A 19552-nucleotide genomic window follows, 5' to 3' on the forward strand; every position below is an offset into this window, starting at 1 on the left:
TCCTCCACTTTGAAAAAATAGTCAGACAAGATTAGATTGTCTTCTTTCATTTCATTCAAAAAACGAAAAAAGTTGACAACCATTTTGCAAAACAGGCAAGAGCTTGTTTGCCTGGCAAAAGTGTCCTAGTCTTCCTGAACCGTTCCTGGCCGTCCTCATCCTACTGGCATATTTGTCCTAGAACCTCCGTATGAATAAGCAAAGAGGTGGAATGTATGTCGATTTTGGTGACAGGAACTGCTGGATTCATTGGATTTCACGTAGCGAAAAGACTTTTGGAAGGAGGGGAAGTCGTATGGGGGGTGGATAATTGCAACGAGTATTACGATCCCCGCTTGAAGGCAAAAAGACTGTCGATGCTGCAAGAGTTCGAACAGTTCCACTTCTATCAAGCAGATATAGCCGATCAGACGACAATGGACGAGTTGTTCCGCAAAATGCAACCGGAGCGGGTCATCCATCTGGCGGCGCAGGCTGGAGTCAGGTATAGCCTGGAAAACCCTCACGTATACACGTCCTCCAACATCACGGGATTTTTGCATATATTGGAAGGCTGCCGGCACACAGGGGTCAAGCACCTGCTCTACGCTTCTTCCAGCTCCGTCTACGGCGGGAACAAGAAACTCCCCTTTTCCGAGGGCGACCGGGTCGATGAGCCGAACAGCCTGTACGCCGCCACGAAAAAAGCGAACGAGCTGATGGCGTACACGTACAGCCATCTGTACAACATTCCGGCGACCGGGCTGCGGTTTTTTACCGTCTACGGGCCGTGGGGCCGCCCGGACATGGCGCTCTATGCGTTCACCAAGGCGATTTTGGCAGGGGAGCCAGTGAGCATTTTCAACTACGGAAAAATGATCCGGGACTTTACTTACATTGATGATGTGGTCGAGGGCATCTTGCGACTCATGGATCGTTTGCCTGAACCAAAAGACGGAAAGGCGCCGCACAAAGTCTTGAATATCGGGAATCATCGGCCTGTGGAGCTGCTTTCGTTCCTCGAACTGCTGGAACAGAAGCTGAAACGGCCAGCCAACCGCCAGTACATGCCGATTCAGCCAGGAGACGTGCCTGCTACTTTCGCCTCGGTCGATGCGCTGTTCGCAGAAACGGGCTTTCGGCCTGATACTCCGGTCGAGGTAGGAATTTCCCGTTTCGTCGATTGGTATCTTGATTATTACGGTGATGCCCATGCGTAAAAAAGTAGGAGTCGTAGGACTCGGGTATGTGGGCTTGCCTGTTGCGGCTGCTTTTGGGCAAAAGGTTCCGGTGATCGGCTACGACGTGGACGCTGCGCGCATTGCCGCGCTACAGACAGGGCGGGATGAGACGGGAGAGCTGACGGCTGACGAGCTGGCGCGTTCCAGCATCACGTATACGGATGATCCCGGGCTGCTTGCGGAATGCGACTTTATCATCGTGACCGTGCCTACGCCTGTGGACGACGCCAAGCGCCCTGACTTGAAGGCGTTGCTGCTCGCCTCCGAGACAGTAGGAAAGCATTTGCAGCCAGGAGCGATTGTCGTCTATGAATCGACCGTATACCCTGGCGCGACGGAGGAAACGTGCATTCCGGCGCTGGAGCGCTCATCCGGGATGCGGGCAGGCGCAGAGTTTTTTGTCGGCTATTCGCCCGAGCGGATCAATCCGGGGGACAAGGAGCGCAGACTCGCCCAGATCGTCAAGGTCGTCTCCGGGCAGGATCAGGCAACGTGTGACGAGATCGCGCAAATGTACGGGCTGGTAGTCGAAGCAGGGATTCATAAAGCGTCCTCGATTCAGGTGGCAGAGGCAGCCAAGGTGATTGAAAATACGCAGCGCGACCTGAATATTGCGTTGATCAACGAATTGGCGATCATCTTTGACCGACTGGGAATCGAAACAGCCGACGTGCTGGAGGCGGCTGGAACAAAATGGAATTTTCTGCCGTTTTCGCCAGGACTGGTCGGCGGTCACTGCATTGGAGTAGACCCTTACTATTTGACCTATCAGGCGGAGCGCGTAGGCTACCATCCGCAGGTGATTTTGGCGGGACGGCGCATCAACGACGGGATGGGAAAATTCGTCGCGACCTCCCTGGTCAAGCAGATGATCTGGCGTCATATTCCGATTCAAGGCTCACGCGTCACGATTTTGGGGATGACGTTCAAGGAAAATGTGGCGGATATTCGCAACAGCAGAGTGATCGACATCGTCCATGAGCTGCGGGAATTTGGCGTGGAAGTTCAGGTGACAGACGATTTGGCAGACCCGGAGAAGACATGGTCAGAGTACGGCATCAAGCTGAGGGAATGGCACGAATTGCAGCCTGCCGATGCGCTGGTTCTGGCTGTGCCGCACGCGAAATACGTCCATCTGAGCTGGGCTGAGCTGTCGTCTTTGCTGCACCAAAACTGCGGAGTGATTGCAGATGTGAAAAGCGTGTTGAATCAAAAAACATGCCCGTCTGATATCGTTGTCTGGCGCTTGTAGATGCAGCCACGATTGCGAATCTAGACTGCCTGGAGCGGATGAATATGAGCTACCGGAAGAGAAGATTCTGGTTAAGCTTATCGGACGCAGGAATTATCAGTTTGGCTGTTTGGCTGGCCTGCCTGGTTCGATTTGATTTTTCTTTTGCCGAAATATACGAGCATCGCCCTCTTTATTTGATCATTGGACATGTGCTGTTCGTTTTGGCGGGGATGCATCTCGCCGAGTTGTACCGACCCGTCTACCGTTACGTCAGTGCGGGCGAGCTTGCCTCGATTGTCAAGGCGACGAGTTTGTCCATCCTGATTCTCGCTTTTTTCCTGAACACGCTGGGGCATTGGCTGTGGATGCCGATCCGGTTTCCGATATCTTTGTTTTTGATTGCCTGGACGTTCGTGCTTGCCGGGATCACAGGCTCGCGTTTTCTGTGGAAATGGTGGTATGAGGAGCGCGACAAAAGGAGCCTGGATCGCAGGCGCACCTTGATTGTCGGGGCAGGCAGCGCAGGCGTGCTCGTTGCCAGGGAGATGCGGCGGTCGCCGCTGTCCGAGCAACGGCCGATCGCTTTCATTGACGACGAGCCGAGCAAGCAAAATTTGCGCGTGTACGGCTTGCCCGTAATCGGGAGCAGGGAAGACATCCCGCGCATCGTACAGCGGCACGCGATTTCCGATATTGTGATCGCCATGCCGTCTGCGTCGCGCCAAACGATCCGCGACATTTTTGACATTTGCAAGACGACGAAGGCAAGCGTCAAAATTTTGCCGCACGTCTCGGATATTCTCAGCGGGAAAATCAGCATGGGCATGATTCGCAACGTCAAGCTGGAGGACTTGCTCGGGCGCGAGACGGTGGAAATGAATCTGGAAGAAATCACGGGTTATTTGCGCCAGCAAGTCGTACTTGTTACCGGAGCCGGGGGGTCTATCGGTTCGGAGCTTTGCCGTCAGATCGCTAGATTTGGCCCAGGGAAACTGCTTTTGCTTGGAAATGAGGAAAACGGCATTTTCGAGATCAGTCTGGAGCTGAAGCGAGCATTTCCTGAATTGTCTACAGCAAGCCTCATCGCAGATATACGCGATCGGCAGCGGATTGCTGCGATCATGAGCGAGTATCGTCCTGCCGTCATCTTTCACGCCGCCGCCCACAAGCATGTGCCCCTCATGGAACAAAACCCGAGTGAAGCGTTGAAAAACAACATTTTGGGAACGAAAAATGTGGCCGAATGCGCTCTGGAAGCGCAAGCCGAGCATTTCATCCTGATTTCCACCGACAAGGCCGTCAATCCGACGAGCGTGATGGGCGCCACGAAGCGCATTGCCGAGCTTTTGATCCAGGGATATAACCGCTTTGGTCACACTCGTTTTGCGGCGGTTCGCTTTGGCAATGTTCTCGGAAGCAGAGGCAGCGTCGTGCCGATTTTTCTCGATCAAATTCGGGCGGGCGGTCCGGTGACGATCACGCATCCGGAGATGGAACGGTATTTCATGACTATTCCCGAAGCGGCCCAACTGGTCATTCAGGCTGGCGCGCTGGCGCACGGTGGCGAGATTTTCGTGCTCGACATGGGCAAACCCGTCAAAATCGTCGATATGGCGAAGGACCTGATCCGCTTGGCGGGCCTGGAGCCGGAAAAAGATATCCCGGTCGTCTACACAGGCATCCGTTCGGGTGAAAAGCTGTACGAGGAACTTTTGACGGCGGAAGAAGGGCTGACTTCGACGTGCCACGACCGCATTTTCATCGGAAAGCCGCTCGACTTTTCCTGGAGCGAGCTGTTGTCTGCAATTTCCCGTTTGGAGCAGTTGGCCAAAAAGGGCGGACTGATCGAGGATCACTCAAAAATGATTGAAATCTTGCAGGCGATCATTCCGAGCTATCAGTCTGCCTCCCAGCCTGTCGACGATGCCAAGCCAGTTCCTTTCTCGGTAGCCACAGGATGAAAGAGACGACGAGGAAAGAGCGAATCGCGCGGACAGCGAGGCAAAAGTGGGCGCGCATCCTGCTGGCAGGGGGGATTGCCTGTCTGGTTGGACTGGGAGGGTATGCGACTTACGTCTATTTTTCGATCAAACAGACCGTAAACAGCATGTACGTCCCGCTGCGGACGGAGAAGACCAAGGCGTCTTCCCTTCCTGCGCCAACCGTGAGGCAGCAAGAGCGAGCAGAAAAGCAAACCCAGCCTGCACAACCTGCTGTGCAGCCGGAGAAAGCAGAAGTGCACGAACCCGTCACCTTGCTCTTGCTCGGGATCGATGAGCGGGAAAACGACAAGGGGCGCTCGGATGTGATCCTCGTGTTGACGGTCAATCCGCAGACAAAATCGGCGCTGTTAGTCAGCATTCCACGGGACACGCGCACGCAGCTGGCCCATTCGAAAACGCTGGATAAAATTAACCACGCCTACGCATTTGGCGGACTGCAACAAGCCGTTGACACCGTCGAGCAATTTATTTCCGCGCCTGTCGATTACGTGGTGGCCGCCAACATGGAAGGCTTCGCTGGGATCATCGACACGTTGGGCGGTGTGGATGTCGAGAACAAGCTCGCTTTTACCTACGCCGATTATCACTTTCCGCTGGGGCCGATTCACCTGGATGGAAAGCAGGCGCTCGTGTATGCGCGCATGCGCTATGAAGACCCGCGGGGAGATTTGGGGAGAAACGAGCGACAGCAACTGCTTATCAAAGCGCTGATGCAAAAAAAGGGGGCTTTGGCGTCTCCCTCTACCTTGAACGGAGTCCTCGATACCATGGGGAAATACGTGAAGACGAACATGACCTTTGACGACATGAAAATGCTTGTTCAAAGCTACGGTACGGCCGTATCAAGCGTGGAGACGATTCGGATGGAAGGAAACGGCCAGCTGATCAACGGGATTTACTACTACATCGTAAGCCAGGGGGAGCGGGAAAAGTTGATCCGTCGGCTGTCTGCCTTTCGGGAGCAAGTCGTTGAGAAAGGCGCAGAGAAAGCCGGTGAGGCCAAGCCACTGCCGAATCAAGCGAGTGACAGCATGGAGGGGCGAAGGGGGGAGCAAAATGAATGAAACCGTGAATCTCCGGGAAATATTGCTGGTTTTGTCCAAACGCTGGGGCGTGATTCTCGCCATTACTTCCATTTTTACGATAGGAACGGCACTCATCAGTTTTTTTGCATTGACGCCGATCTATCAGGCAAAAACGGAAATTTTGGTGAATCGCTCGCTGGACTCGAATCTGGAGGGAGTGCTGTCGGTTGCCGAGATTGACTCCAATCTCAAGCTGATCGAGACGTACCGGGTCATTATCGAGAGTCCGCGAATCATGGAGAGAGTCGTGCAGACACTCGGGCCGGAAGCGAGCATGGATGAGCTGCTGCTGCATACGAAAGTAGAGCCGGTCAAAGATTCGCAAGTCATTTCTATTACAGTGGAAGACCCTGATCAAAAGCGAGCCGTGCTGATTGCCAACACGATTGCCACGACCTTCCAGGAAGAAGTGGTCAAAATGTTGAGCATGAACAACGTGCACATTTTGGCGGAAGCGCGCGATAACCCGGCAGCCAAGCCTGTCAGTCCGAAGCCGCTGCTCAACTCGATTATCGGCTTTGTGCTTGGGCTGGCTACTTCTGTAGGCGTTGTGTTTTTCATGGAGCATCTCGATACACGGCTGAGATCGGAAAAGGAAGTGGAGGAATATTTGGGCCTGCCTGTGCTCGCCACCATCGCCGTCATCGACAAAAAGACAAAGAAGCACTTGCGGCAAAAAAGGGCGGAGGAGGTAAGAAGCGAGTATGAGAAGGCAGAAGCCTGACGATCGTTACCAGAAGCTGATCGCCCATTGGGAGCCACTGTCTCCCCTGGTGGAAGGCTACCGCACCTTGAAGCTGAACATTTCGTTTTCCACACAGGGACAAAGGCTGCAGACGGTTTTGGTGAGCAGCCCGGGGCCGTCGGAGGGCAAGACGATTACGGCAGCCAACTTGTCGCTGATGATGGCAAAAGATCGGCGGAAGACGGTGCTGATCGATTTCGACTTGCGCAATCCGCGCATTCATTTCACGTTTGAGATGCCGAATTTGTACGGGATCAGTTCTTATATGACCGGGATGTGCCAGTTTTCCGACATCATTCAGGATGCGGGCGTTCCGAATTTGTCGATCGTGACAGCGGGGCCGATTCCCCACAATCCGGCTGAACTGTTGGGAACGCCGCGACTGGGGGAATTGCTGGAGCAGCTGCGCAACAACTTTGACATGATCGTCGTAGACAGTCCTCCGCTCATTGTGAGCGATGCGATGGTGCTGGCGAGAGAGACGGACGGGTGCATTCTCGTCGTGGACGCGAGCAAAACAAAGCGGGATTCGGCCGTTCGCGCTGTCGAGCAGCTGAAGACGGCCGGGGCCAACCTGCTCGGGGTTGTTCTCAACAACAAAAAGCTCGGGAAGAGAGAAGGCTATTACGGTTATGGGTATATGGAATAGTCAAGTCAGAAGCGGGGGCGAGTAATGGATGAATGCCCTCAAAGTTGTTTGGCAGCAGCAGTTGGCCAAAGTCCGCAACAATCGGGACGTTCATGAAGTATTGCACGGTTCAGCGATTACGTTTCTGTTCCGGCTTTTCGGGTTTGTTCTGCTCTATTCGTTGCAGCTGTTTATTGCCAGGGAGTACGGGGCAGGCAATCTGGGCATTTACTCGCTGACGATCACGCTGCTCAACATCGGGATGGTGCTGGCGCTGTTTGGCACCGACACGGCGATCATCCGCTTGCTGGCCGAGTATCGGGCGCAGGGGGCGTCCCAGCGGATTCGGCAGTTGTTCAACAAGGTTGCGGTCTGGACATTCGTGCCCTCTCTCCTGCTTTCGGGACTGTTCTATTTGTTTGCCGAGCCGATCTCCAGCTATGTGTTTGCCAACGAGCTGCCTGCGCAAACGCTGCGGGTGATGGCCTGGATGCTGCCGTTTGTCTCGCTTGCTAGACTGTACGCTTCGGCTTTCCGCGCCTTGCATCGCGTGACGGCGTCCGTGATCGTCGATACGGTGGGCATGCGCTTCCTCCATCTGCTGTTTCTCGTGATCGCGCTGCCCTTGCTTGCTCCGACTTCCAATCTGTTGATCGGCTTGCTCGCAGTCGCTGTCATTTTGAACACGCTGATCGGCATGGGGAAGTGGCATGTTGTGTCGCGAAGCATGAACGCGGGCATTCAGCCGCGCGAGATGGAGGAAGGCCAGGCCATCGGCTTTCGCACGCTTTGCGCCATGGCGATTCCGATGTACCTGAGCGCCTCGATGGAGCTGATCATGAGCTGGACAGACACGATCATGCTGGGGATTTTTACAGACGCGGAAACAGTCGGAGTGTACAGCGTCGTCATTCGTCTCTCGATGGTGACCAGCTTTGCGCTCATCTCCATCAACACGATTCTCTCCCCGAAATTTTCCGAGATGTACGCCCGTGGGGATATGGACGGGCTGAGAAAAATGATTGCGTTTGCCAATCGGCTCATTTTTTTCGCATCTGCTCCGATCAATTTGCTGGTCGCCATTTTTGCCGCCCCGTTGCTTACCTTGTTCGGCGAAGAGTTCGCTGGCAGCAGTCTCGTCCTCGTCATTCTTTGTCTGGGGCAGTTTATCAACTTTTCTTCCGGCAGCGTCATTCCGCTTTTGACGATGACGGGCCGCCAGAAAACGTCGCGCAACATCCTCGTTTTTTCAGCCTTGCTCAACATTTGCGGCAACTGCCTGTTGATTCCCTGGCTTGGCATTACAGGAGCAGCAATCGCCACCGCTATCAGCCTGAGCTGTCGAGATATCTGTGCTTCGTATTGGGCATACCGATATTTCGGTTTCCGCACGTGGTATATCCCGTTCTTCTCTGAAAAAAATTCCGTCTTGATACGAAGACGAGGTAATGAAGAAGGTGGCTTACGGTGAAGGAAGACTTGTATCCGAACATGTTTTGGGACAGCGAGAAGATTCGAGATTGCCGGATTCAGGTGCAAAAGCCATGGGTTCGCGAGGAGTTTTGGTCGTACTATTTCTCCAGGCGCATCTCGATTTACTTGAGTCTGTTTTTGGCAAAAAGAAAAGGGGTTTCTCCGAATGCCATCACGATCGCGGGAATCGCTGCCGGGCTGATCGCCGCCGCAGCTTTCATGTACGGATCGGCCGCGGCCTTTTTGATCGGGTGTTTTTTCTACCAAATGTGCTACCTCGCTGACTGCGTCGACGGAGAAGTCGCCCGGATCAAAAACCAGAACAGCGCAGGGGGCGTCTGGCTCGATATCGGATTGAACTACTCGCTGTACCTCGTCTCGTTCAGCGTCATCTACGGCGTCGCCAGCAGCCAGCCGACGCTCGGGCCGTACTTGATCTACCTGATCCTGTTTACGATTTTTACGGAAATATTGGCGACGAACGGTTCGGATCTCGCTTTTGGTCAAGGGAAAATCTCGCACGAAACTGTATCCATGCGCAAGCGCAGCAGATGGCTAGATGCCGGAGTGTTTCTGTTCCTGACCCAGACAGGCTTCCAGAGTGGCGTGCTGATCGCCGCGCTCATGTGGGCATTTAGCGGACAGCATCAGTTTCTCGATTTATGGACGGGGTATCATCTGCTAGTGGGACTCCTCAGAGCGCTATACAAGCTGAAACTGAACATCAAGTATGTCACTTCATCGAGACAAGAGGGAGGGGAAGCACATGAAGGCTCTGCTCATGGCGGCAGGACTCGGATCAAGGATCAGCGGGCAAATTGACGGCAGCCCGAAATGCACGATCGATATCGGCAACCAGGCGTTGATCGAAAATACGATTTTGGAGTTGAAGCGAAAAGGGATTCACGAGATTGCCATGGTCGTCGGATACCGTGCTCACGTGATTACCAGTCTGCTTGGCGGCGAAAACATCCGCTTTTTTCACAACCCGTTTTACGATCGCACCAACAGCATCGCCTCCATGTGGTTTGCCCGCGATTTTCTGACGGACAGCGACTGCCTCTTGCTCAACGCGGATGTGTATTTTGAAGAGCAAGTATTGGATGTCGTGCTCCAGGAGACGAGGAGTCCGGTCATGTTCGCCGACCCTTCCCGCAGGGCGGAAGGCGATTACAAATTCGGCTACGAAAACGGCCTTTTGCAAAAGCACGGCAAAGAACTCCCCCTGGAGGAGACGACAGGGGAATACGTCGGAATTGCCCGGCTGCACCGCGAGTTTGTCCCGATCTTTCAGGAGCGGCTGCAAAGTCTGATTTTGCAGCGGCAGCACGATTTGTGGTGGGAAAATGTTCTGTATTCGTTTTTGGGAGAAAGAGACGTGCATGTGGCGCAAATACCGCCGGGGCTGTTCTGGGCAGAGGTAGATACATGGGAGGACTACAAGCGGATTCTTCATTTTACGAATCATTTGGCACATATGTAGGCGATGGCTAAAGCAAAGCTCTCGCTGGACAAAGTTCTGCTGTTTCTCTATGTACTGCTGAAGCCCTTCTACTTCTTCCCGAGCGGAAATCCGCAAATTGCCGATTTTGTCATGATGCTTCTCATCGCGTATACGTTTTTGTTTCAGCTGAAATGGCTGGAACGCAAATACCGTTTTTTCGTCGTGATTACGCTGTTATTTTTATACGATATTTTGCTGGTGAACGGGATTTGGGCGATCGCTTTGGGCGGCGTCATGGAAGTGTTTGAGTCGACGAAATGGTATTTGTACAACGGAGCGGTCATGCTGACCATCATCGTGCTGGGCCAGCGTGATCCCCGCGGCTATGCGAAATGGCTGTTTTGGGCGGTCGCCTGTTCGCTTGCTGTGCAGACACTTGCGCTGCTCTTTGGACTTGCCCCGGGGGAGCATGACTTCCGTCAGGCGCTGTTTTTCAACAACCCGAATCAGCTCGGCTACTACGGCTTGCTTTGTCTCGGGATTTGCCTGTTTTGCGCCCGCTTTTTTCCTGTCAAATCGCTCTACCTGTTCCTCGTTATCGGCTGCTCGCTGAGCGTGATTGCCGCCTCGTTGTCCAAAGCAGCGATCTTGAGTGCCGTGCTGATGTACCTCGTGTTTCTGTTCGTCTCGTCAAAAGAGCGGACAGGGCTTTTTTGGCAAAATGCGTTGTGTGTGCTCGCTCTCTTTTTTCTGCTGTTTTGCGTATCGCTGTACACGAATGAAAACGTATTGCACGATGCGACCATTTACACACAAGTAAAAGAGCGGATGGAAACATTGGGGGAGGACTCGGACGACAATTTGGCATCCAGAGGCTACGACAGGATCGCCAATCATCCGCAGTACGTGTTTTTCGGTGCCGGAGAAGGGCAGTATGAGCGGTTTGAGAGCACGATTACGCTCGAACTGCACTCGACGATTGCCAATCTGTTCTTTTCGTACGGCATTGTGGGCACGTTGCTGTTTTTGCTGCTTTTGTACGCTGGCGTGAGAGGGCATCGGCTGTACTCCTGGTATCCGCTCTTTTTTCAAATTGTGTACGGCTTGACGCACAACGGCATCCGCGAAACGTTTTTCTGGATCTTGCTGGCGCTCTATTGTGTGACAGCCGGACTGAGTCTTGGCTCAATCAAAAATGGCGGTGACCTGCATGGGAAAAATCTTGCAAATTTGCGCAATTGACCGATCAGTGGAAAGCTTGCTGCTGCCGCTGATCGAAAAGCTGACGGACGAAGGCCACGAAGTGCATACCGCTTGCACGGATACCGGACGGTTCGCGTCGCTGCGGGCTATGGGCCACGTCCTTTGGCATATCCCGATCAAACGTAAAATCGCCCCCGTCTCCAATTGCCGTTCCATCCACGCCCTGTATCGGCTGATGAAGCAGGAGCAGTACGATGCGGTGCACGTTCACACGCCGATAGCGGCGGTTCTCGGGCGGGTGGCAGCGAAGCTCGCAGGTGTCCATCCGGTCATTTATACGGCGCACGGCTATTACTTTCACGACGGAATGAGCAGGGGCGAGTACCAGTTTTACTACGGGCTGGAAAAGTGGTTCGCCAAGCACCTGACAGACTACTTGCTCTTGCAAAGCAGGGAGGATTACGAATTGAGCGTGCAGGAAGGTTTTGCCCCTCCGGAGCGGATCGTGCACCTCGGAAACGGGGTGGATGTGGAACGCCGCTTCCATCCGCAGGCAGTCACGAGCGAGGAGGCTGCGCAAGTGCGCGCTGCTCTCGGCATCGGCCAGGAAGAGCTGGTCATCGCGTACGTGGGCCGGATGGTGAGCGAAAAAGGGATATTCGAGCTGCTGGAGGCGTTTCACAGGCTGGCGAGAGAATCGCCGCGCGTGCGTCTTTTGCTGGTGGGGGAAGTATTGGCGAGCGAGCGGGACCAGCGCGGACAAGATTTGCAGCAGCTTTGCCTGTCGCATCCGCAAATCGTCCTGACCGGATTTCGCTCGGACATCCCCCAGCTGCTTGCGGCAAGCGACATCTTCGTCCTGCCTTCCCACCGCGAAGGCTTGCCCCGGTCGATCATCGAAGCGATGGCGATGGGCAAGCCGATCGTCGCCACGAACATTCGCGGCTGCCGGGAAGAAGTGACGGACGGCGTGAATGGACTTTTGGTAGAGCCGAAGCATAGCGAATATTTGTACAAGGCTCTGAAAAAGCTCGCTTTGGACGCCAGGCTTCGCGAAGCGTACGGACAAAACAGCCGCTACCTTGCGGAGGAGCATTTCAACGAGCGACATGTCCTCGACAGGCAAGCCCGCCTGTTCGCCGAGTTGATCGCCGCCAAAACAAAGCCGCCGCGCACGGAAAAGGAGGTTGACGAACGGATTGGGCACAACAGGAGCGTTGGTCATATCCCTTGATTTTGAACTGTACTGGGGCGTGCGCGACAAAAGAGCGCTGTCTTCCTGCCAGGAAAATTTGCACGGAACTCGCCAGGTCATTCCCGCCATTTTGGAGCTTTTTCAAAAATACGAGATTCACGCTACCTGGGCTACGGTCGGCTTTTTGTTCTGCGAGTCGCGCGAGGAACTGATGAGCACGCTTCCCGGACTGTTGCCAGACTATGCAGACGCCAACTTGTCGCCTTACCGTTACTTGCAGTCGGGAACGGTGGGAGAACGCGAGCAGGCCGATCCGTATCACTACGCTCCGTCCCTCATTCGACTGATCTCCTCCTACCCGCACCAGTTCATCGGCAGCCACACGCACTCCCACTACTATTGCCTGGAGCCGGGACAGACCGCCCAGACGTTTGCAGCAGATTTGGCCGCCTGCAAAAAAGTGGCGTGCAAGAAAGGACATTCCCCGACGAGCATCGTTTTTCCGCGCAATCAGCTCCAGCCTGCCTATTTGGCGCTCTGCAAAAAGCACGGCTTCACTTCGTACCGCGGAAACGAGCCAGCGTGGATGTACCGCGCCGGGCCGGGAGCGGAAGACTCGCTGTTCAAACGGGCTTTGCGGCTTGCCGACTCGTACGTCAATTTGAGCGGACATCACGCTTACGACAAGCTGTTCACGAGTCGGGAAGGGCTTGTCAACGTCCCTTCCAGCCGTTTTTTGCGGCCTTATTCGCCCAAGCTTCGCTGGCTGGAAGATCTCCGGTATGCACGGCTCAGGCGCGACTTGCTGTTTGCCGCGAAACATCAGCGACTGTATCACTTGTGGTGGCACCCGGAAAACTTCGGCAGCTATCCGGCGGAAAATGTGCGTTTTCTGGAGCGGCTTCTCGCCTATTTTGCCGATTTGCGCCGCCAGTACGGGATGCAGAGTCTCAGCATGGAGGAGGCGGCAGCGGACTGGAACAAGCAAAAGGAGGGGCGGCATGAAGCTTTTGTTTGATCGGCTGGTCGCTTTGTCGCTGTTAATCGCGGTTTCGCCTCTGCTGCTCGTGTTGTCCGTGTTGATTCGCTGCAAGCTCGGTGCCCCGGTCTTTTTCGTCCAGGAGCGCCCGGGCCGCTACGGAAAGCCCTTTTTCATCTATAAATTTCGCACGATGACCGACCAGCGGGACACGTCCGGCGAGTTGCTATCAGACGCCCAGAGGCTGACGCCATTCGGCATGATGCTCAGGAAATACAGCCTGGATGAGCTGCCGCAGTTGTGGAATGTGTTGAAGGGCGAGCTGAGTCTCGTCGGGCCGAGGCCGCTGCTCATGGAGTATCTCCCGCTGTATACCCCCCGGCAAATGAAACGGCACGATGTGCTGCCGGGCATTACCGGATGGGCGCAAGTCAACGGACGAAACGCGATTACATGGGAGCAAAAATTCGAACTGGATGTCTGGTACGTGGAAAATCGCAGCTTTCTCCTCGACATGAAAATATTGCTGTTGACCGTCAAGCGGGTCTTGCAAAAAACCGGAATCAGTCACGAAGGCTGCGTCACGATGGAAAAATTCACGGGAAGCAAACAGGCAGAGCAGGCTAGGAGGGACTTGCGTGAGTTTGATCGTGCTTACGAATCAGGATGACTGGACGTGCTGTATGCGCGAGGTGGCGCATTTGGACATTTCCTACACAAAAGAGTACGTAAGCCTGTACGCCGAGCGAGAAGGGGGAGTGCCGGAAGCGGTGTTCTTCTCAGAGGGAGAGGAGCGGATTTTTTATCCGTATGTGGTGCGCTCCCTCGACTCGTTCCTCCCGGGCTATTCGGATATCGTATCGATCGGGTACGGCGGCCCGTCGCTGTGTTCCAAGCAAAGCGTGGTCCAGTCGTTTTCCGCGCAGTTTCACGCCTATTGCCAGAGCAAAAAGTACGTAACAGAAACGGTGCGTTTTCACCCGCTTTTGAACAACGCCGAACTGTTTCGCGATCAGATGCAGCTTGATCTCGTGCGCGAAACGATTGCTGTCGATGTGCGGCCCTCGCTCGCCCAGATTCAGGCGCAGTACAGTCAAAATGTCAGGCGCAATATGAAAAAGGCCAAAGACCATGCGGTGAGAATAGTGGAAGGAAAAAGCAATCATGACCTCGCGGCTTTCATTTCGTTGTATCGCGAGACGATGGAGCGCAATCACGCTGGCGCTTCCTATTATTATGACAATCCGTTTTTTGCCGGACTGTTGCAGGAAACGGCGCTGTGCAAGCCGCGACTGTTGCTGGCGATTCACGATGACATCGCGGTAGCGGGCGCGATCATGCTGTGCGGCAGCCGTTATGCCCATTTCCATCTGGGAGCATCGCACACGGAGGACATGCCGCTCGGGATCAATCATTTGCTGTTCGATGCGATGATTTCGCTGGCGAAGGAGGACGGACTGGATTACTTGCTGCTCGGGGGAGGAAATCAGGAGCAAGACGGTCTGTTTCGCTTCAAGGCATCGTTTACAAAAGATGCGCCTTATCCTTACTGGATGGGCAAGCGTGTGCACGACGAAGAGGTGTACCAGGTGCTATGCGAACAAAATCGGGCGGATGACGCGGGAAGTTCGACTTTTTTTCCCGCCTACCGCGCATGGGGGAAATGAATATGGGGGAACAATCGCGCATTTTTTTGTCGCCGCCGCACATGGGAACAGAGGAGCAGGAGCTTGTTGCCCACGCCTTCGCCTCCAACTGGATTGCGCCGCTCGGGGAGCATGTCGATGCGTTTGAGCACGAAGTCGCCCGGTATGTCGGGACAAAAGGAGCGCTTGCCGTCTCGTCAGGCACGGCGGCCATCCATCTGGGGCTGCGCTTGGCCGGGGTCGGGCCGGGCGATCTCGTGTTTTGCTCCAGTCTGACTTTTGTGGCGAGCGCCAATCCGATCTTGTACTTGGGAGCCACTCCCGTCTTTATCGATTCCGATGAAGCGACCTGGAACATGTCGGAGGCGGCGCTTGCGAGAGCGCTGCGAGAAGCAAACGAGCTAGGGCAATTGCCCAAGGCTGTCGTCATCGTTCACTTGTACGGGCAAAGCGCCGACATGGGGCCGCTCATTGCGCTGTGCGAGCAATACAAGGTCGCGGTCGTGGAAGACGCGGCAGAGTCGCTGGGCGCCGACTACAAAGGGAGAATGAGCGGCTCCTTGGGGCATTTCGGCATTTTTTCGTTCAACGGCAACAAAATCATTACGACCTCCGGCGGGGGCATGCTCGTCTCGGACGATCTCGAAGCTTTGGAGCGAGCGCGCTTTTGGGCGATGCAGGCCCGCGAGCGGGAACGCCATTATGAACATGTGCAGATGGGCTACAACTATCGGTTGAGCAATTTGCTGGCGGCTGTCGGCAGAGGGCAATTGCGCGTGCTGGAGGAGCGGGTGGCGGCGAGAAGGCGAATCTATCAACGCTATGCAGCGGCGCTTCAGCCGTATGCTGGCATCACCTTCATGCCGGAATCTCCGACAGGGAGAGCGACGCGCTGGCTGACGGCGCTGACGGTTGACCCCGAGCAGGCCGGAATTACCGCAACGCAACTGATTGATGCATTGGAAAAGGCAAACATCGAGGCGCGGCCCGTGTGGAAGCCGATGCACCGCCAGCCGCTGTTTGCAGGGTGCCGCTACTACCCGCACGAGCTGGGGTACAGCGTGTCTGACGAGCTGTACGCGCGTGGCGTCTGCCTTCCTTCCGGCTCCAGTCTGGGCGACGAACAGCAGGAGCGGGTCATTTCCGTGATCAGGAGTTGCCTGTCGGGACGCGCGAAGGAGGTCGGTCATGTACACTTATGAGCAGCTTGCCGAGTGGCGAAAGCTTTGTCAATCTTCGTTTTTCCTGCTGGATACGGCCAGGCTCCGCGACAACTACCGACGGTTTTACGAAGCGTTTGCCAGTCGCTATGAGCAGGTGAGCGTTGCCTACTCGTACAAGACGAACTACGTGCCGTATGTCTGCCAATCTTTGCACCAGCTCGGGGCGCAGGCGGAGGTCGTGTCCAGGCTGGAGTACGATCTCGCCCGGAAGCTTGGTGTCGAGCCTGCTGCCATCGTTTTCAACGGGCCGCTGAAAACGGCAGAAGATATTCAGCTGGCTTTGGAGCTGGGCAGCCTGGTCAATCTGGATTCGTTTTCGGAGATTGCCCCTGTGCTCACCTACGCAAGACAGCACCCTGAACAGACGGTCCGCGTCGGCTTGCGCGTCAATTTCGATTTGACGCGCGGCGGCGTCAGTCCGCTGCAAAACGGCTATGAAGTGAGCCGCTTCGGCTTTTGCGTGGAAAACGGCAGCTTTGCCCAAGCGCTGGCGCTGTTGTCTGCTGTGCCGAATGTGCGGGTCACGGGCTTGCACGGGCATTTTTCCACGAACCGCAGCGTGGGGGTGTATCGGCAAATTGCCCGCGAGCTGTGCCGACTGGGCAAAGCGCATCTCGGAGAGCGGCTTGAATTTATCGACATCGGGGGCGGATTTTACGGCGAGCTGCCCGTTACGTTCGGGATGGTCGGCGTTCCGAGCTTTGACGATTACGCTGCAGCGATCACTTCTGTACTCAAGGACGAACTGGCGGAGGCGGCACGCTTGCCGCAGTTGATTCTGGAACCGGGCATCTCGCTTGTGGCCGATGCGGTCGAGTTCGTCTGCCAGGTCGTGGATGTCAAGGTGAACCGCGGCGATCGCTTTGTGCTTGTAGACGGCAGTGTCCACAATATCAAGCCGACCATGCACGCACATCGGCTTCCCGTCACCGTCGTGACACAGAGCAGCGAGGCAAGGGAAGGGACGTACCATGTCGTAGGCTATACGTGCATGGAAAAAGACTATTTGCTGCAAGGCTTTCGCGGCAAAGTGCCGGAACCGGGAGATTTTCTCGTGTTCGGGCACACGGGGGCGTACACGCTCGTGTTCAATCCGCCGTTTATTCGCGAGCGGCCGCCTGTCCTGGCTATCGCAGGCGGCGATGTCGTCGTCGCCAGGCGCAAAGAGACGCTGGCGGAGTTTTTCCCGGAGTCGCTCTATGAATTTCCGGCTGGTCAGGCTGGCAAAACAGGAGGATACGCCCAATGAATGTGCTCATGACGAGCGTAGGCCGCAGGGTCAAGCTGATCGAGTATTTCGTCCAAGAGTGGGGCAGTGATGGCAAAATTATCGCGGTGGACTGCGATCCTACGGCTCCCGCGCTGTTCGCCGCCCATCACAGGCAGATCGTCCCGCGCATCGACGACCCGGATTACGTACAGGCATTGGAGCAAATTTGCCTGCGCTATGACATCAGGGCGGTGCTTTCCTTGATCGATCCCGAGCTTGGCGTGCTCGCCGCCCATGCCGAGCAATTTTCGCGGCTTGGCGTGCAGGCCGTCGTCTCTCGGACGGACGTGGTGGACTTGTGCCTCGATAAAAAGGCGACCTGCGATTTTTTGCGCGACCACGGGCTTCCGTGCATTCCTACTTACACGCTGGAAGAGGCGCGAGCGGCGCTTGCCTGCGGAGAGCTTGCCTATCCGCTATTGGCGAAGCCGCGCAAAGGCAGCGCCAGCCTGGGCCTGGTCCGTATCGAGAGCGGGGCGGAGCTTGCCGCACTCGCGCAAAAGACAGAGGAGCTGATTGTCCAGCCGTTTTTGCAGGCGGAGGAATACGGCGTGGACGGCTACGCCGATCTCGTCACGGGTGAACTGACGACGCTTTTTACGCGCAAAAAAATTCGCATGCGGGCAGGCGAGACAGACCGCTCGCTGGCGATCCGGGACGAGCGGCTGACGTCGCTGGCCGCGTCGCTCGTCTCTGTCTTGCCGCTTCGCGGACCGTTCGACATCGACTGCTTTTTGCTCGGGGACCAGTACGTGATCTCCGAGATCAATCCGCGGTTTGGCGGCGGCTATCCTCATGCACACGAAAGCGGCGTGAACGCCGTCGCTGCTCTGTTCCGCAATTTGCGAAAAGAGGCGAGCAAGCCGAACGTAGGCGACTACGAAGCAGGGACGATCATGCTGAAATACGATCAGGTCATGCTCGTCCACAGCAGTCGCCTGGCGGGGGAGGAGATGTAAAAAAGCGCGGCGGTCTTGGGCGATCTGTTGTACAATGCAAGGTACGGGGGAGAAATGCCCCCCGTGAGCATTTTGACAGGAGTGTCGTCCACTATGACTATGAGTCCCCAATTCATGCGTTATCGGTAAGAAAAGGTACAGTCTAGCCTGATCCCGCTCGTTTTTTCAAAAGGAGAGCCGGGGTTTATTTGACTGTGCCTTTTTTCATTCACCGATTTCGAATGAATGGGGTGCTTTTTTTATGCTTCCAACCAAAAAAGAGCGGCAGGCCGAACTGCTGGCCCGGCATAGCGAGATGCTTAGATGCCCGGTTTGCCACGGGGCGCTGACGCTCATCCATACAGCCAGCCTTGTATGCGCCAACCGCCATTGCTTTGATGTGTCGAGACACGGCTATGTGCATCTGGCGAATGCGGGCTACCGATCGAAGTACGAGCAAGAAATGTTTTTGGCGAGAAGAACGATTTGCGAGCAAGGCTTTTTTTCTCCGCTGCACGCTGCTGTCAGTCAAAAGCTGGCGGAGTACGCAGCGACCAGCGGCGAACCGCTGTACGTGCTGGATGCCGGGTGCGGCGAAGGTTCGCACCTGGCCCGCATTCGCGAAGAGGTGATAGCGCGACAGTCAGTCGATGTCGTCGGCGCGGGTGTCGATCTGTCCAAAGCGGGCATCGCCCTCGCAGCCAAGGCGCACCCCGAGCTGATCTGGTGCGTCGGCGATCTGGCGAATGCTCCGTTTGCCGACAATCGCTTTGCGGCCATCCTCAACGTGCTGTCGCCGTCCAATACGCGGGAGTTTGCGCGAATGCTGAAAAAAGACGGGTTCGTCATCAAGGTCGTGCCGGGCGAGCGATATTTGCTGGAACTGCGCGAGCGCCTTTATGCCCAGCCTGTAAAGCAGGTGTATTCCAATGCAGCGACGATCCAGCGCTTCGCCGCCAGCTTTTCGCTGATCGACTGCGAGCGGGTGGCGTATTCGTTTCGGCTGGACCAGCCGAGCCTGGCCGCGCTGGTCCAGATGACGCCGCTGACGTGGGGGGCCGCGCCACAGCAGTTGGCACAGGCGCATGAGCTGGAGGGCGGTGAGATTTCCGTCGAGTTTACGGTTCTTGTTGGAAGAAAATGAGTGAGGGGGCAGCGCGCGCCGCGGATAGCTTGCAGCAGTAGCGCGCCTTTTTAGGCAAAACAGAATGACGGAGAGCGCCGCCTGTACCGTTTCATTCCTTTGGGAGTGAAGGTGCGGGCGGC

18 protein-coding genes are annotated in these 19552 nt (G+C 55.7%); all 18 read left to right on the forward strand.

All coding sequences use genetic code 11. The features are described from left to right. Window positions 1–215: 215 nt before the first annotated feature. The 18 genes from EDM60_RS10555 (at window position 216) to EDM60_RS10640 (ending at window position 19430) form a co-directional block, all read left to right on the forward strand. Complete coding sequence (locus tag EDM60_RS10555) at window positions 216–1199, forward strand: NAD-dependent epimerase/dehydratase family protein (RefSeq protein WP_122963947.1); 984 nt, start codon at window positions 216–218, stop codon at window positions 1197–1199. Next, the gene (locus EDM60_RS10560) at window positions 1192–2472 is read left to right on the forward strand and encodes a nucleotide sugar dehydrogenase (RefSeq protein WP_122963948.1); all 1281 of its coding nucleotides are present in this window, start codon (window positions 1192–1194) and stop codon (window positions 2470–2472) included. Before EDM60_RS10555 ends, EDM60_RS10560 begins: the two co-directional genes overlap by 8 nt. A gap of 44 nt (window positions 2473–2516) precedes the next feature. Next, complete coding sequence (locus EDM60_RS10565; RefSeq protein ID WP_122963949.1) at window positions 2517–4415, forward strand: polysaccharide biosynthesis protein; 1899 nt, start codon at window positions 2517–2519, stop codon at window positions 4413–4415. Then, window positions 4412–5521, forward strand: a complete 1110-nt coding sequence (locus tag EDM60_RS10570; RefSeq protein ID WP_122963950.1) for an LCP family glycopolymer transferase — start codon at window positions 4412–4414, stop codon at window positions 5519–5521. The genes EDM60_RS10565 and EDM60_RS10570 overlap by 4 nt, the downstream gene beginning before the upstream one ends. Continuing rightward, a complete protein-coding gene (locus EDM60_RS10575) occupies window positions 5514–6266 on the forward strand; it encodes a YveK family protein (protein ID WP_122963951.1) in 753 nt (250 codons plus the stop codon). Before EDM60_RS10570 ends, EDM60_RS10575 begins: the two co-directional genes overlap by 8 nt. Then, window positions 6247–6936, forward strand: a complete 690-nt coding sequence (locus EDM60_RS10580) for a CpsD/CapB family tyrosine-protein kinase (protein ID WP_063228054.1) — start codon at window positions 6247–6249, stop codon at window positions 6934–6936. Before EDM60_RS10575 ends, EDM60_RS10580 begins: the two co-directional genes overlap by 20 nt. Before the next feature lie 28 nt (window positions 6937–6964). After that, window positions 6965–8386, forward strand: a complete 1422-nt coding sequence (locus EDM60_RS10585) for a flippase (protein WP_122963952.1) — start codon at window positions 6965–6967, stop codon at window positions 8384–8386. Then, a complete protein-coding gene (locus tag EDM60_RS10590) occupies window positions 8383–9210 on the forward strand; it encodes a CDP-alcohol phosphatidyltransferase family protein (RefSeq protein WP_122963953.1) in 828 nt (275 codons plus the stop codon). Before EDM60_RS10585 ends, EDM60_RS10590 begins: the two co-directional genes overlap by 4 nt. Next, the gene (locus tag EDM60_RS10595; RefSeq protein ID WP_122963954.1) at window positions 9155–9871 is read left to right on the forward strand and encodes a phosphocholine cytidylyltransferase family protein; all 717 of its coding nucleotides are present in this window, start codon (window positions 9155–9157) and stop codon (window positions 9869–9871) included. The genes EDM60_RS10590 and EDM60_RS10595 overlap by 56 nt, the downstream gene beginning before the upstream one ends. Before the next feature lie 3 nt (window positions 9872–9874). Beyond that, window positions 9875–11074, forward strand: coding sequence for an O-antigen ligase family protein (locus tag EDM60_RS10600; protein WP_122963955.1), 1200 nt, complete (start codon window positions 9875–9877; stop codon window positions 11072–11074). After that, complete coding sequence (locus tag EDM60_RS10605; protein WP_122963956.1) at window positions 11043–12269, forward strand: glycosyltransferase family 4 protein; 1227 nt, start codon at window positions 11043–11045, stop codon at window positions 12267–12269. Before EDM60_RS10600 ends, EDM60_RS10605 begins: the two co-directional genes overlap by 32 nt. Next, a complete protein-coding gene (locus EDM60_RS10610) occupies window positions 12235–13248 on the forward strand; it encodes a polysaccharide deacetylase family protein (RefSeq protein WP_122963957.1) in 1014 nt (337 codons plus the stop codon). The genes EDM60_RS10605 and EDM60_RS10610 overlap by 35 nt, the downstream gene beginning before the upstream one ends. Continuing rightward, a complete protein-coding gene (locus EDM60_RS10615; RefSeq protein ID WP_122963958.1) occupies window positions 13232–13879 on the forward strand; it encodes a sugar transferase in 648 nt (215 codons plus the stop codon). Before EDM60_RS10610 ends, EDM60_RS10615 begins: the two co-directional genes overlap by 17 nt. After that, window positions 13848–14876, forward strand: a complete 1029-nt coding sequence (locus EDM60_RS10620; RefSeq protein WP_122963959.1) for a GNAT family N-acetyltransferase — start codon at window positions 13848–13850, stop codon at window positions 14874–14876. Before EDM60_RS10615 ends, EDM60_RS10620 begins: the two co-directional genes overlap by 32 nt. Window positions 14877–14878: 2 nt before the next feature. Continuing rightward, window positions 14879–16057 carry a DegT/DnrJ/EryC1/StrS family aminotransferase gene (locus EDM60_RS10625; RefSeq protein ID WP_122963960.1) on the forward strand — a complete coding sequence of 393 codons (1179 nt, stop codon included), beginning with the start codon at window positions 14879–14881 and terminating at the stop codon, window positions 16055–16057. Next, on the forward strand, window positions 16044–17327 hold the full coding sequence (locus tag EDM60_RS10630; protein WP_122963961.1) for a type III PLP-dependent enzyme domain-containing protein: 1284 nt from the start codon (window positions 16044–16046) through the stop codon (window positions 17325–17327). Before EDM60_RS10625 ends, EDM60_RS10630 begins: the two co-directional genes overlap by 14 nt. Further along, a complete protein-coding gene (locus tag EDM60_RS10635) occupies window positions 17324–18307 on the forward strand; it encodes an ATP-grasp domain-containing protein (protein ID WP_122963962.1) in 984 nt (327 codons plus the stop codon). Before EDM60_RS10630 ends, EDM60_RS10635 begins: the two co-directional genes overlap by 4 nt. Before the next feature lie 241 nt (window positions 18308–18548). Beyond that, entirely contained in the window at window positions 18549–19430 is an 882-nt protein-coding gene (locus EDM60_RS10640; protein ID WP_122963963.1) for a putative RNA methyltransferase, read from the forward strand. Window positions 19431–19552 lie beyond the last annotated feature (122 nt).

The sequence above is a fragment of the Brevibacillus parabrevis genome (genome assembly GCF_003710905.1).
GTDB classification, from domain to species: Bacteria; Bacillota; Bacilli; order Brevibacillales; family Brevibacillaceae; genus Brevibacillus; species Brevibacillus parabrevis.

Bases quoted from the DNA above. Each gene is read 5' to 3' on its own strand.
- EDM60_RS10555 (WP_122963947.1), top strand. From the start codon at position 216: ATGTCGATTTTGGTGACAGGAACTGCTGGATTCATTGGATTTCACGTA.
- EDM60_RS10560 (WP_122963948.1), top strand. From the start codon at position 1,192: ATGCGTAAAAAAGTAGGAGTCGTAGGACTCGGGTATGTGGGCTTGCCT.
- EDM60_RS10565 (WP_122963949.1), top strand. From the start codon at position 2,517: ATGAGCTACCGGAAGAGAAGATTCTGGTTAAGCTTATCGGACGCAGGA.
- EDM60_RS10570 (WP_122963950.1), top strand. From the start codon at position 4,412: ATGAAAGAGACGACGAGGAAAGAGCGAATCGCGCGGACAGCGAGGCAA.
- EDM60_RS10575 (WP_122963951.1), top strand. From the start codon at position 5,514: ATGAATGAAACCGTGAATCTCCGGGAAATATTGCTGGTTTTGTCCAAA.
- EDM60_RS10580 (WP_063228054.1), top strand. From the start codon at position 6,247: ATGAGAAGGCAGAAGCCTGACGATCGTTACCAGAAGCTGATCGCCCAT.
- EDM60_RS10585 (WP_122963952.1), top strand. From the start codon at position 6,965: ATGAATGCCCTCAAAGTTGTTTGGCAGCAGCAGTTGGCCAAAGTCCGC.
- EDM60_RS10595 (WP_122963954.1), top strand. From the start codon at position 9,155: ATGAAGGCTCTGCTCATGGCGGCAGGACTCGGATCAAGGATCAGCGGG.
- EDM60_RS10600 (WP_122963955.1), top strand. From the start codon at position 9,875: ATGGCTAAAGCAAAGCTCTCGCTGGACAAAGTTCTGCTGTTTCTCTAT.
- EDM60_RS10605 (WP_122963956.1), top strand. From the start codon at position 11,043: ATGGGAAAAATCTTGCAAATTTGCGCAATTGACCGATCAGTGGAAAGC.
- EDM60_RS10615 (WP_122963958.1), top strand. From the start codon at position 13,232: ATGAAGCTTTTGTTTGATCGGCTGGTCGCTTTGTCGCTGTTAATCGCG.
- EDM60_RS10625 (WP_122963960.1), top strand. From the start codon at position 14,879: ATGGGGGAACAATCGCGCATTTTTTTGTCGCCGCCGCACATGGGAACA.
- EDM60_RS10630 (WP_122963961.1), top strand. From the start codon at position 16,044: ATGTACACTTATGAGCAGCTTGCCGAGTGGCGAAAGCTTTGTCAATCT.
- EDM60_RS10635 (WP_122963962.1), top strand. From the start codon at position 17,324: ATGAATGTGCTCATGACGAGCGTAGGCCGCAGGGTCAAGCTGATCGAG.
- EDM60_RS10640 (WP_122963963.1), top strand. From the start codon at position 18,549: ATGCTTCCAACCAAAAAAGAGCGGCAGGCCGAACTGCTGGCCCGGCAT.